The organism is Microvirga sp. VF16 (genome assembly GCF_016864375.1).
GTDB lineage: Bacteria > Pseudomonadota > Alphaproteobacteria > Rhizobiales > Beijerinckiaceae > Microvirga.
This window is the reverse complement of the sequence record NZ_CP069354.1, coordinates 2,195,087-2,206,981: the sequence shown is the minus strand read 5'-3', so window position 1 is coordinate 2,206,981 and position 11,895 is coordinate 2,195,087. Positions and strand designations below refer to the sequence as shown.

10 protein-coding genes and 1 pseudogene are annotated in these 11,895 nt (G+C 62.3%); 5 read left to right on the top strand and 6 right to left on the bottom strand.

Going from position 1 to position 11,895, the window contains the following annotated elements:
• Window positions 1–27 precede the first annotated feature (27 nt).
• A complete protein-coding gene (locus JO965_RS10495; protein ID WP_203443569.1) occupies window positions 28–345 on the bottom strand; it encodes a hypothetical protein in 318 nt (105 codons plus the stop codon).
• A 186-nt stretch (window positions 346–531) separates the two neighbouring features.
• On the opposite strand from JO965_RS10495, the gene JO965_RS10490 reads away from it, so the two are divergent.
• The 3 genes and pseudogenes from JO965_RS10490 (at window position 532) to JO965_RS10480 (ending at window position 3,114) form a co-directional block, all read left to right on the top strand.
• Window positions 532–1,194, top strand: coding sequence for a winged helix-turn-helix domain-containing protein (locus JO965_RS10490; protein ID WP_203443568.1), 663 nt, complete (start codon window positions 532–534; stop codon window positions 1,192–1,194).
• 249 nt (window positions 1,195–1,443) lie between these two features.
• Window positions 1,444–2,012, top strand: a pseudogene (locus JO965_RS10485) (tyrosine-type recombinase/integrase).
• Between the two features lie 268 nt (window positions 2,013–2,280).
• A complete protein-coding gene (locus JO965_RS10480) occupies window positions 2,281–3,114 on the top strand; it encodes a metal-dependent hydrolase (protein ID WP_203443567.1) in 834 nt (277 codons plus the stop codon).
• Between the two features lie 5 nt (window positions 3,115–3,119).
• Here JO965_RS10480 and JO965_RS10475 read toward each other — a convergent pair whose 3' ends face one another.
• From JO965_RS10475 to JO965_RS10455, 5 genes are all read right to left on the bottom strand, one after another.
• Window positions 3,120–5,066, bottom strand: coding sequence for an adenylate/guanylate cyclase domain-containing protein (locus JO965_RS10475; RefSeq protein ID WP_203443566.1), 1,947 nt, complete (start codon window positions 5,064–5,066; stop codon window positions 3,120–3,122).
• Between the two features lie 395 nt (window positions 5,067–5,461).
• Window positions 5,462–6,448 carry an IS481 family transposase gene (locus JO965_RS10470; protein ID WP_203444133.1) on the bottom strand — a complete coding sequence of 329 codons (987 nt, stop codon included), beginning with the start codon at window positions 6,446–6,448 and terminating at the stop codon, window positions 5,462–5,464.
• A 360-nt stretch (window positions 6,449–6,808) separates the two neighbouring features.
• Entirely contained in the window at window positions 6,809–8,230 is a 1,422-nt protein-coding gene (locus JO965_RS10465; RefSeq protein ID WP_203443565.1) for an IS4 family transposase, read from the bottom strand.
• A 134-nt stretch (window positions 8,231–8,364) separates the two neighbouring features.
• The gene (locus JO965_RS10460; protein ID WP_246776802.1) at window positions 8,365–8,925 is read right to left on the bottom strand and encodes a transposase; all 561 of its coding nucleotides are present in this window, start codon (window positions 8,923–8,925) and stop codon (window positions 8,365–8,367) included.
• 81 nt (window positions 8,926–9,006) lie between these two features.
• The gene (locus JO965_RS10455; RefSeq protein ID WP_203443564.1) at window positions 9,007–10,275 is read right to left on the bottom strand and encodes an IS256 family transposase; all 1,269 of its coding nucleotides are present in this window, start codon (window positions 10,273–10,275) and stop codon (window positions 9,007–9,009) included.
• Window positions 10,276–10,556: 281 nt separating this feature from the next.
• Here JO965_RS10455 and JO965_RS10450 point away from each other — a divergent pair, with 281 nt between their 5' ends.
• The gene (locus JO965_RS10450; protein ID WP_203443563.1) at window positions 10,557–10,859 is read left to right on the top strand and encodes a hypothetical protein; all 303 of its coding nucleotides are present in this window, start codon (window positions 10,557–10,559) and stop codon (window positions 10,857–10,859) included.
• A 482-nt stretch (window positions 10,860–11,341) separates the two neighbouring features.
• Window positions 11,342–11,611: a hypothetical protein gene (locus JO965_RS10445; protein WP_203443562.1), complete on the top strand. Its 270-nt coding sequence runs from the start codon at window positions 11,342–11,344 to the stop codon at window positions 11,609–11,611.
• Window positions 11,612–11,895 lie beyond the last annotated feature (284 nt).

Genomic DNA, 11,895 nt, shown 5'->3' with positions numbered 1-11,895 from the left:
CAACAGGAGCAAATGAAAATAGTTGCCCTAGTGTCCATGGATCGGCTTGTCAGGTGTTTCTGTGACGAAGCCTTCGGGCATCTCCTCATCTGTGTAGTAGTAGCTGTCGAAGTCGACCACCGCATTGGCGTTGAGTATACGCACGGTACGGCGGGCCCGCTCCAAAGATAGGCCATGGGGCGGCTGCAACAGGATGGTGCGCGGATTAAGGTTACCTCTCGTCTGAGCCTGGATGTGGAAGCCGCGTGCCATCAGCTTCGCAAGGTCAGCATCGGTCAGCCCTGAGGCAACGAGGGTGTGCGTCGCCCGCTGTGGTTTGCCGCGCAGGTCGCGTGCCTTCGCCAAGGGTGTCGGGCGCTGACCCTGTGCCGGTCCGGGGAGACCCAGTGCGCGAGCGGCCGCACGGCGCTGAGCAGAGCCGGTGCGCTTGGGCTGACATCTCTTGAGCCAGGTATGGTGTCCTTGTCTGCACCGCCTGCCTTGCGTCCGGACAGGCCGTGGCCACCACGGCTTGGGCCTCCCCCCATTGCCATGGCTGTTTCCTCGGCCCTGATTGCCGGCGCTGCCCTTGTCATTTCCACCGCGACCGTTTCCGCCACCGCCGTGGTTTCCTGCCCCGTTCCCTCCGGCGTTTCCTCCGTTGCCCGATTTTGCGACAGCGAAAGAACGCTCAAGATGAGGCAGGACGACGTGGCGATCATCGTCCTTTCCAGCCGCGACGAGGAAGGCGCCAAGGTGGAGGCCCTCGACCTGGGTGCAGACGATTACGTAACCAAGCCGTTCGGTATGGCCGAGCTCGTCGCCCGCATCCGCACCGCCCTGCACCCCCGGGTCCAGCGGCAAGGGGCCGAGCCGCTGTTCACCCATGGCGACCTGTCCGTTGACCTCCCCCGCCGGCTCGTGGCGGTGCGCGGGGCGGAGGTGAAGCTCTCCAACAAGGAATGGGACATCCTGCGCCTGCTCGTGCTTCATGCCGGCCAAGTGGTGACCCACCGTACGATCATGCAAGAGGTCTGGGGACCGAAGGTCGACGTGCAGTACTTGCGGATCTACGTGCGCCAGCTCCGCCAGAAGCTGAAGGTGCGGCCCGACCAGCCTCGGCACATCCTAACGGAGACCGGGGTTGGCTATCGGCTCCAGACCGACGCGGATATGCCGGTAGTCGGATCAGGGTTGCGGACCGAGATTGGATGAGGCTGCCGTCTACGCTGCATCGCGGAATGTCACTTCCGGGTCACGAGCAGGAGATCGGTGCAGAGAATGGGCCGTCCGGCTTATCTTGGTAAACTGACCAAGGCCTTAGGAGGAAGGCTCAGGCTGGGTTTTGTCGGCAGAACGGCCAAGGTTCATTGCGGGGGCTTCACTTCAGGAGCACTGCAATGCAAGACGGTATCGCTGACCTTACTTGCCGAACCACCTCACCCCTGGAACCGGGGCAAGCTGATTGGACCCAAGCCGCCACTGAAAGCCAAAGAGATTTGGTCCATTCGAGTCAGGCTCCACGTTGTTCACCGTATCCGGGACTTGGCCTTGTTCAACTTGGCCCTTGACAGCAAGTTGCGCGCCTGTGACCTTGTCGCGCTCCGCGTCGACGGTGTGGCCCTCAATGGATGGGTGCGGTCCTGAGCCACTGTCATGCAGCGGAAGACCGGCCGCCCCTTCAGTTCGAGATCACCGAGCAGACCCACGAAGCTGTGGGGCGCTGGCTTGAGAAGAAGAATCTGCACAAGGGCGAGCCGCTGTTTCCAAGCCGGATTGATCAGCGAAGGGCTATGACAACGCGCCAGTACGCCCGCCTGCTGGGCTCCTGGCTTCGCGCGATAGGGCTCGATCCCCTCGCCTATGGCACACACTCCCTAGGGCGCACCAAGGCCTCAATGATCTATCGACGAGCAGGCAATCTCCGAGCCGTCCAGCTCCTGCTCGGTCACACCAAGATCGAGAGTACCTTGCGGTATCTGGGCATCGACGTTGATGATGCCCTTCTGATTGCCGAGCAGGTTGAGATCTAAACGCTGAGGCGGCACGCCCGACGTGCCGCCTCAGCCTACGGCCTTTTACGGAGCAAGGTCTGGACCTGAGGCTCAAGCAGCCACAAGACGAACGACCGGTACGTGCCAGCAGGGGTCGTTCCGCCGGACCACAAACAAGATCAGGACCAAGGGCGGCGTTGCCCTCCCCACGCGCCTCGGGTGAGCTCAAAAGCTTAAGATAACGCGGCTCCGTCGAACACTGTGATAGAGTCATCACGGAAGCAGAAGCTAATGCCCGGAGTTTCTCATGAAGGCCAAGTGGGCGCTCATCCTGAGCTTCTTTCTGTTTATCGCTCCCGGCTTTGCCGCAGCCCAACCCGTTGAAGTGCTTTGGCTTGGGCACGCAACGACCCGCATCACGAGCATCGCCGGCAAAGTGATCGTGATTGACCCCTTCGTCACCAGAAACCCGACGACCCCGCCTGAGTACCGGGACCTGAAGGCGGTTGGAAAAGTGGACCTGATCCTGGTGACGCATGGCCACCAGGATCACATCGCCGATCTGCTTGATCTGGCCCGTCTGACGGGCGCCAAGGTCCTGGCCAATTACGAGTTCGCCCGAAATCTGGTCTCGCTGGGTCTCATGGAGGAGAACAACGTCATTGCCATGAACAAGGGCGGCACAGCGGAGCCACTCGGCCGCGGCGTCAAGATCCATATGGTGCACGCCGATCACAGCTCGTCGCTCGACTACAACATTCTGGGCATCAGGAATCCTGACAACTCCGCCTCCATCCGACAAGGCGGAGGAGCCGGGGTCTCCGTTGGCTACGTGGTCGAGATGGAGAACGGCTTCAAGATCTATCACACGGGAGACACCGCCGTCTTCGGCGATATGGCGCTCATTCGGGAGCTCCACAAGCCGGACCTCGCGCTCGTGTGCATCGGGGGCTTCTTCACCATGGGGCCTGAAGAGGCCGCTTACGCCGTACGGGAGCTGATCAAGCCGAAAGCGGTGATCCCGATCCACTATGGCACCTTTCCGGTCCTCAACCGAACCCCCGCTGAATTCAAGAAAGCTTTAGGACCTAGTGTGACCCAGGTCTTGGACGTCGCTCCAGGTCAGGCGCTGCGATTTTGAGGGCGCTAGTCGGGCACGTTGGCTAGTCTGAGGCCCGTCGCCATGCGTTCCCAATCCGCTGGCTCCTTGAAGGAGTACCAGAAAGCAGTTCCACGAATGGAGAGTGGGTCCAGGCCCTGTCGATTTTTCTCAGCCAACGAAAAGATCCGCTCAGCGTCCGCTGTTCGACCCAAATGGCCGTACGCGGCGAGAAGCACACGATAAGACCATCGGTCGTCCGGGTTGAGAGCGACAGCCCGCTCCAAACTTGCCGCCGCCTTTTCGAATTGTCCCAGCCCGAACTGGGCCAATCCGAGCTCATAGAAGTAAGAGGGTGGGGAGAAAGGGTTGAGTCGCATGCCCTGAAAGACCAACTCGAGAGCCTTGGCGGGCTGACCGGCTAAGCTCAACGCGCCAGCGAGCGCGACGTAGGCGTTGGCGTCGTTAGGATCCATGCTGATGGCTCGCTCTCCCTCTCTGATCGCCTCCTCGTGCATTCCCTGCTGAGACAGAATGGCCGCAGCGACCTGATGACTGAGAGACGTCGGCGATTGCTGTGCTTTGGTGATGTACTCTCCAGCCTTCAGCCGCGCATCGTGCACCGATCTCAGCCCGAACCTTTCTTCCTGCCACTGCCTCCTTGCGATCTGCCAGTATGTAGCCGCGAGCGCAGCATAAGCACGAGGATAGTTTGGCTCCATTTCGATTGCTCGCTCGAAATGCTCGATCGCCTCGCGCGCAGCCTTCGGATTCTGCTGAAGGTACTTGTTCCAACCTTTGAGGAATTCGTCGTAGGCCGCAGGATCTTCAGTTCGCTTGGCGGCGATCTGTCCCTGCTCCTTGGATGTCAACTGGACCGCCAATGTACTTGTGATCTTGCCGGCGATATCGTCTTGCAGCCCGAAAACATCTCCCAGGGTTCCCTCGTAGCGATCTGCCCAGAGCTGCCCGCCACTCGCGGCATCGACCAATCGAACATTGATGCGAATCCGGTCCGCAGCCCGGCGTACGCTGCCTTCGACCACATAGCGGACACCGAGATCCGCAGCCGCCTTTCGCACATCCACGGCCGTGTTCTTGAAGGTGAAGGTGGAGTTACGGGCAACGACGAGGAGCCCGGCCACTTTGGAAAGATCGTTGATCACGTCATCGGTGATCCCATCCGAGAAGTATTCCTGGGCTCGGTCGTCACTCAGGTTCGCAAACGGCAGCACGGCGACTGAGGGTCTGTCGGATCGCACTGGGGTGCTGGCGCCCGCCTTCTGCGGCTCGAGGCGCTGTTGGGCCACCAGCCACCACATAGTTCCGCCAACGCTTGCGAGCACCAGGAGGATGACGGCGATTCCCGCATAAAGGGTAACGCTTCTCGCCCACTTCAACGCACGATCGTGCTCGGGCGTAGGCGGATCAGCGACGCCCGGCTGCGCAGAGCCGAGGCCCTCGACCAGAACAGCGTAGGTTAGGATCGGCCGGTCGATGTTCTTGAGTTTTTTCGGGCCGAGTTCTTCGAAGGAGAATGGAACCGCTTGGTGGACCTGCTCGTAAGCCGCGCCAGAGATGCACACTCCCCCTGGCGCGGCGACCTCCTGGAGCCGCGCACAGACATTGACCCCGTCTCCAAGCAGATCTCGCCCGTGCGCGACGACGTCACCCACGTGGATAGCGATCCGGAACTGGACACGCCGGTCCAGAGCGATCGCTCCGCCCGTTTCTAGCAGCCGCCTCTGGACTGCAACGGCACACTGAACGGCATCGACTGCGCTCGGGAACTCCGCCAGGACGCTGTCACCCGCGGTGTTGGCGATCCGGCCCCCATGCTCCTCAATGAGGGCGTCCATGATCTCACGAGCGGCGGCGAGGCTTTTCAAGGTGCCAAGTTCGTCCAGGCCGACTAGCCGCGAATAGCCCGCGACGTCCGCCGCAAAGATCGCGGCAAGGTGTCGTTCAACCCTTGGTTCCTGGTGCGACGGCATCCATCGTCAGCCTTAGGCGGCTGGCAATTGTGCGGGTTGATCCGCCAGGATTCAAGGCACAGCGGGGTACGAACCGACGCTTTTCGGTTCTGAGGGTTGAGCCTCAGCGAACAAGCCGAGGGCTGTCGCAGACGTCACCGCCACACCTCGGCCGCCCCGATCAGGACAGACGTACTGCGTCCGAGGCTCACCCCAGTCGCTGACCTTCCGGCGCCGGCCCGATGTCAGGCAAAAAAGCCTATCCGATTACCATTGAGTTAGGCTCTTTTGGGCTCAGACACATCCTTGTCGCCTGTTACTTCAAACGCGGCAGGTCGGCTTTGGGTCCAAACTCGGCCGTTTAAGCGCGGCAGTGACAAGGTCTGCTCCTCACTCCTGACCTGCCCTCCCCTCTCCTAGTTGTCTGGATGCGAGACCTCCTTGGCGTGAGCGACGACCTGGAGGGCTTGAGGCAAAGCGTGTGGATCGGGTGGCTTCGCGCGCCGATTGGCCAGCTTCGGCTCAGCGACCAAGCGGCTTCGCACGACCTCGTCCGGTGATCGCCCCTTGAGCACGCGCTGGCGTCTTCTGTTGTAGGCTTGGTTGAAGCCCTTGAGCAGCGTCTCCAGATCCCCATGGCTGTAGATCGTGATGCCGAGCACTTCACGCTGCACCCGTCCATTGAAGCGCTCGGCGAGACCGTTGGTTTGCGGCGTATACGGCTTGGTCCTGCGATGCTCCACCTTCAACTGGTGGCAGGCGTCCTCGAAGCCATCAGCGGTAAAGCACGAGCCACGGTCGGTGAGCACGTGGGTGACCTTGAAGGGAAACGCGCGGATCGCTTCTTTGAGGAAGGCAATCGCGCTTATGGCCAGCTCGTCGTCTTTGACGGCCAGGTGCACCCAGCGCGAGCAGCGGTCGATGGCGACATAGAGGAAGCGTTTGCGGCTCTCGCCATTGGCGGTTCTCAGCTTGGGCAGGTGTTTGATGTCCATGTGCACGAAGCCGAGATCGTAGTCCTTGAAGGTGCCGCTCCGGCGCTGGCGCTGCTGCGCCGGTGGCAGGCGGCCTAAGCCTTCAGCCTTGAGGATGCGGTAGACCGCATCACGGTTGAGATGCGGCAGGAAATGCGTGACCACGAAGGTCAGATCGTCGAGCGGAAAGCCGGTGGCCTGCCTCAGGGCGCAGACGATGGCGCGTTCCTCCTCGGTGGCCCTCCAGGGCAGCTTGTGCGGCCGGCTGCTGTGGTCCTGACAGTCTTTGGGGCCGCGCTTGCGCCATTTGCGGACCGTCTCGGTGCTCACACTGAAGCGCTGGGCCAGCACGCCCGTCGGCTCGGATGAGCGGGCAATCTCCTGGCGGACGGCTGGAGTGGTGCGGGCTTGCGGATGAAGGGAGTGCATCATGTCCTCCTGCGATGAGGAGCTCGGCGCCGCAGGCCGTCAAAGCGCCAAGCATACTCCTCAATCGCGCAACGCACTTGGTCCCAACAACGTTCCGCCACCAGACAACTAGAGCATCGGACGAAAAGGCGGATCCACGACGCCCCGCCCCTATCAGCTGGGCAGATGTGGGAACCGAGCGGGTCCGACAAATCGTCCGATGCTCTAGTGCCATGAACGCCTATTGAGCTGCCGGCATTCTCCCTCCCCTGCTCTGAGTATGACAGCAGAAGCGGCGCGAGGTTTCTGTAAGCGACGCTCATCTCACTTCAGGTTTTACGATCGCCGCCCGTCCAAAGGCGTAAGCGGGGCAGATTACTTTCACTTACCCATAAGTCCGGTTCCGACGGTTGCGCCGAGTTCGATATCGGTGAGGCGCGAGAGGCCGCGCCACAGGACCATGTTGCCGGGCGGCGGATCCTTGGCGCGGGCAAGATAGCCGCCGAGCTGGGCGATCTTGGTCAGATAGTGCGCCAAGGTTGGTGCCGGTGAGACTGTCTTATTCTTGACCAGGCGATCGAGCAGGCGGATCTCGAGCGGGGTGAAGACCAGGCGTGGCGAGGCTTGTGGTGCCGTCCGGTTGAGCATCGTCAGCCAGAACACCCGCCAGGCCAGGATGCAGAACAGCGCCAGCAGGTTGACCAGCCGCTCGGCCGACCGCAGTTTCGCATCCTCGGCGCGGCAGCCCGACTTCAGGATCTTGTGAAAGAGCTCGATCTTCCAGCGCAGGGCGTACCAGCCGATCTTCGCGATCGCCTCATCAACGCAGGTGACGGGCAGATCGGTGATGAGGCGCCAATGGATCGGCTGACGGTTCTCAGGAGCGCCTTGTTCATCGGCGCAGATCACGGCAAGTTCGAGCGCGGGATAGCGCCTCTGCTTGGCAAGAGGCGGCCGTACCGTCAGGCGATGATACTTGATGGTAAGCCGCGCCTGACTGCTCCTGCCTTTGTCGTCGCGCACATCGATCCGGTGTTCGCCCTGGCCCTGCTCCGTCTCCATCGCGGCCATGAGCGTCCGGGCGCCGTCGTCCGTCAGCCGGTCAACACAGCTGCGCACGAGAAAGTGCGTGCCGAGTTCGTGCGCGGCAACGAACAGCTCATAGATGTCGCTCTCGCGATCACCGACATGGATGCATCGGGCCGGATCGGCAGCAAGCGCCGATGCCTGCCGCATGTTGTCGAGCCAGCGCAGGCTCTCCTTTTGCTCAATCGGCACGCGCGTTGGGTTGATATGCCGTTTGAGGGTGCTTGAGCCCTTGAGGTTGGCGCGGGTCCAGAACTTGATCGCGCACAGTCCCAGCGGCAGACCGTCCGGTGTGACGCCAAGGCTGGAGTGCATCAGCAGGCCGCAGACGGTATAGAACTGGCGCCGATCATAAGTGACGTTGCGGCAGGGATATTGCCCGATCACGCCGACGGGCTCGGGCCGGACCCGGTGATAGACGAACTCGGTGGTGTCGTGGAGAATGAGGATCGGCCCCTCGGTCGCAGCCACGCGGCTGGCGGTGGCTGCGAAGTGGCCGGCCAGGATCTGGGCCTCGCTGACGCGCTCATTGTCGAAGAAGCGATATGCGGCTTTGGTGGCAGCCCAGTCCTGGCAGGCCAGCGGCAGGCTCGCTCCGATTGCTCCGCCAAGTTGCTCCAGGAGCCGCCGCAGCCGCTGGCCCAGCCGTGCGTCGGCAAAGGTCGAACCGGCCAGTTCCTCGTCGAGCCACGAGGCACCCTCAGCCATCGGATCCATGACACCCTCCATCCAAGCGGGTGCCCGACAAGGAATCACGCCCGAGCCGTGCCGCGCAAGCTCAAGCAGCCCTCACTCCGGAGATGTGGGTAATTGAAAGGGCAGATTAGGGGGCGACTCGTCTTAGACTTGGGTCACGAGGCTGGCGAGCGGTGGGATCCTCGGCTGATCCCCTGCAGCCCAAGGCGATCCCCGAGATAGTCGAAGAACGACAGCCGGAGTTTGCGGCAGGTCTTCGAGAGCCCCAGCATCACATCCCGTGCTACACGGCCATCCGCACTCGTCGTGCCGCCGGAGACCTTCCGCTTGATCACGCAGGCGCGTAGGTCATTCTCGGACGCGTTGGTGTGCAGCGGGATCTCCGGACGCTCAAGCACCCGCAGCAATTCGCCCTTGCATCGCGCCAGGCGGGCGAGCAGCGCATCGAGGTCCTTGTAACCCGTGCGCTGGCCAAAGATGCGGTTGAACTGGCGCCTGAACAACGCCTCAGCGCCTGGCGAGGGGCTTTGCTTCCACAGCTTCAGGCCACGATAAAAACACCAGATGGTCTTCCGGACCAATTCCACCGCCTTGGCCTGCTTGGGCGAGGCCGGCATCAGCTTCTGCAGGTGCCGCTCGGCGTGAACCCAGCACAGAGCATGCCGGGCGACACGGAACTGTCCGGCATCGTCGGAGACCACCACCGTGTTGTCCATCAGCCCGTGATGCCGGATCGCACCCCAGGTGGCGGCTTCGTTCAGCGTCGAGTTATGCCGGAATTTAGGTGATGGGGTCGATCAGGCGACGTTGTGTGATGGCGTCGGAAGGATCTCGGCGCCGTCCTGGAATCTGACACCCGCAATCACCTTCGGCAACTGGTTTTCGCCCATCAGCCGCCGCCAGCTTTTCGCAGCCGCCATGATGAGCTTGAAGACCATCAGCCGCGCGGTCGTCGGCGACAGCGCCCCCTTGGTGCGCACGGTCCGGTGCCGCACCGTCGCGAACACACTTTCGATCGGGTTTGTCGTGCGCAGATGGATCCAGTGCTCGGCCGGCCAGTCGAAGAAGGCCAGCAACGCCCGCTGGTCCTTGCGCACGCACTCCACAGCTTTCGGATAGCGTGCCCCGTAGGCTTGCTCGAACAGATCGACGGCGGCCTCGGCCTGGGCTCGTGTGGGCGCGAGATAAATCTCCCGCAGGGCCGCCGTCATGCCCGGCTGCACGGACTTCGGCACTTTGTTGAGGACATTGGACGTCTTGTGCAGCCAACAGCGCTGATGATGCGTGCCGGGGAAGAGCTCGTCGAGCGCCTTCCAGAAGCCGAGTGCCCCGTCCCCGACGGCGATCCGGGGTGGGATCGACAGGCCCCGCCGCTTGATCTCGACCAGAAGCTCTCTCCAGCTCTGGGCACTCTCGCGCACGCCGGCCCGGAAGCCGACGAGCTCCTTCTTGCCTTCCGGGGTGGCGCCGATCAGCACCAGCATGCATTCAGCCTGATCCTCCATCCGGGCCTGGAGATAGACCCCGTCGGCCCAGACGTAGACATAGTGGCGGGCTGAGAGATCCCGCGCCTGCCAGCGCTCGTACTCGGCCTGCCATTCGCCCGTCAGTCGGGTAATGGCCGAGGGCGAGAGGTTGGGCGCGTCCTTGCCGAGCAAGGCTGCCATAGCGTCCTGGAAGTCGCCGGTCGAGAGCCCGCGCAGATAGAGGATCGGCAACAGCACATCCAAACTCTTCGTCCGCCGGGCCAATTTCGGCAGGATCACCGAGGAAAAGCGGATGCGGTCTTCATCGCTGCTGGCACCGCGGTCGCGGATCTTGACCCGGCTGACTTCCACCGGACCGATGCCGGTCTGGATGGTTCGTTCCGGCCCATGCCCGTGCCGGACCAGGCGCTCGCGGCCATCCGGCAACTTCAGTTCGCGCATGCTGGCAAGAAAGGCCTCGGCTTCGCTCTCGATGGCCTGGGCCAGCAACTTGCGGGCGCCGGCGCGCAGAATATCCGTCAGGGGATCATCAATCGCATCGGGCTGACGAAGGCGCAAAACATTGGTAGTGTCGTTCATGGCGTATCGCTCTCTCGTAGAGGTTCTGGCAGGCTCGTCACCCGCCTCGATACGTCGCCCTTCTCACACCGTCATCACCCAGATTCCGTCATAGCTCGAGCACTGTGTGGTGCCGATCACAGAAGCATAGGCTGTTTCAAGCGATCCTAGGATCAACCGTAGGAGGTCATCATGAGGCGATCCTCGAAACGCCAGGCCAGACGCTGGGTCATTCAAGAGCTGGCATGCTGCCTGGAGCAGCGCAGCAAGCCTCTCCCTGCAATCAAGTCGGCGTCGGATTGATGTTACACTCAAGGGCATGGGCTCCATCCCGCGTAACGAATGACGAGATCGAGAAGGCGAAGGCCCTCTGCGCCGACGACGGCCTCGACCTGGACCAGAACGTGACGCACGCATACGGCGACGACTTCACCGCTCAGGAGTGGGAGTGCCGGTGGGCGTTAAACACGGCGATCCCCGTCCAGCCAGTGGTCAGCCCGATGTGGAGGCTGTCCCGGGCCCGCGCGGTTATCGAGCTGGCGCGCCTGCAGCAGATAGGCAAGTACAGCGGCAACATCGTCCCGTTCAGGAGGCACAATGGTTAGCTCGGTCGGCCTGGACTTCGTGCCGGCCGCAGCATCCTGTCGGTCCGGGAGCCCGGTTGCGGCGCTCTCCGCCGACCCGATCGTGGGTGACAGAGCGCACCGTGTTCCAACAGGGCGGTAGACTCTACAAATCGGAGGACATGGGATTGAGCCATGACACGCTTTCGCCCCTCCAGTCACGCCGCCGACTGCCTGGTCGGTGTCAAAGCTCACTTGGGCTGCTTCCAGGTGCGGCAGCGGTCATCCCTCTTCTCATCACGATAGCACCAGCCAAAGCCCAGCCGCGTGACGGGCAGCAGGTTGCCTTCGATGGCTTTGTTGCCTCGAGTGTATACGAGGCCTTTCTAGCCCAATCACGCACCGGTCTGCTGGTTCGGCTTCAAGGCTCTCTCGAGCCTCGCCCAGGCGGGGCAATGGTCGTGTCTTTGCTCGTTGCGCCACCCTCAGCCACCGCCCAGCCGCGTGACGCGCAACAGGTCGCGTTGGACGATTTTGCCGCGGCAACTCTGCTGATCACCAAATGCTTCTCCTGGCATCTTGATCTGAACGAAGCTGAAAAGCGGTTTTCAGAGCTCAATCTCCAACCGAGTCTATGGCGCGCCGGTGGACGACACTTCTCCTTCTTCAGGGAGCGTCTGTCCTATTACTCAACCCTTGTCTCCAAGATGTCTGCAATCCAGGCCTGTGAGGCGGCAGAAGGGGCGTTTGGGCCGAGCGGTCACATCAGGAAAGGATGGATGAGTCCGCAATAGAAGGCCCCTGTGCGCCGCAACAGCGAATAAGTGTGCGTCTGACCAGGATGATAAGCGATCCTAACCTCCATGTGACTGAACGAGTTTGAAGGGGACCGCATGTCGGTCGCGACCTCCCATGAGGGGGCTGCCTTTGCCGTGCAGACGGTCGCCTCCATGGCCGAGGCATGGGTTTGGCTGGAGGCCAAACAGCCGGCGGTGCCATTGTCGACTTCATGCTCAACGACGGTCCTGCCACAGAGGCTGCAGGCAAGCTCAACAGCCACGCCATCCCTTTCGTCGCC

Bases quoted from the DNA above. Each gene is read 5' to 3' on its own strand.
- JO965_RS10490 (WP_203443568.1), top strand. From the start codon at position 532: ATGGCTGTTTCCTCGGCCCTGATTGCCGGCGCTGCCCTTGTCATTTCC.
- JO965_RS10480 (WP_203443567.1), top strand. From the start codon at position 2,281: ATGAAGGCCAAGTGGGCGCTCATCCTGAGCTTCTTTCTGTTTATCGCT.
- JO965_RS10475 (WP_203443566.1), bottom strand. From the start codon at position 5,066: ATGCCGTCGCACCAGGAACCAAGGGTTGAACGACACCTTGCCGCGATC.
- JO965_RS10470 (WP_203444133.1), bottom strand. From the start codon at position 6,448: ATGCACTCCCTTCATCCGCAAGCCCGCACCACTCCAGCCGTCCGCCAG.
- JO965_RS10465 (WP_203443565.1), bottom strand. From the start codon at position 8,230: ATGGATCCGATGGCTGAGGGTGCCTCGTGGCTCGACGAGGAACTGGCC.
- JO965_RS10460 (WP_246776802.1), bottom strand. From the start codon at position 8,925: ATGGACAACACGGTGGTGGTCTCCGACGATGCCGGACAGTTCCGTGTC.
- JO965_RS10455 (WP_203443564.1), bottom strand. From the start codon at position 10,275: ATGAACGACACTACCAATGTTTTGCGCCTTCGTCAGCCCGATGCGATT.
- JO965_RS10450 (WP_203443563.1), top strand. From the start codon at position 10,557: ATGTTACACTCAAGGGCATGGGCTCCATCCCGCGTAACGAATGACGAG.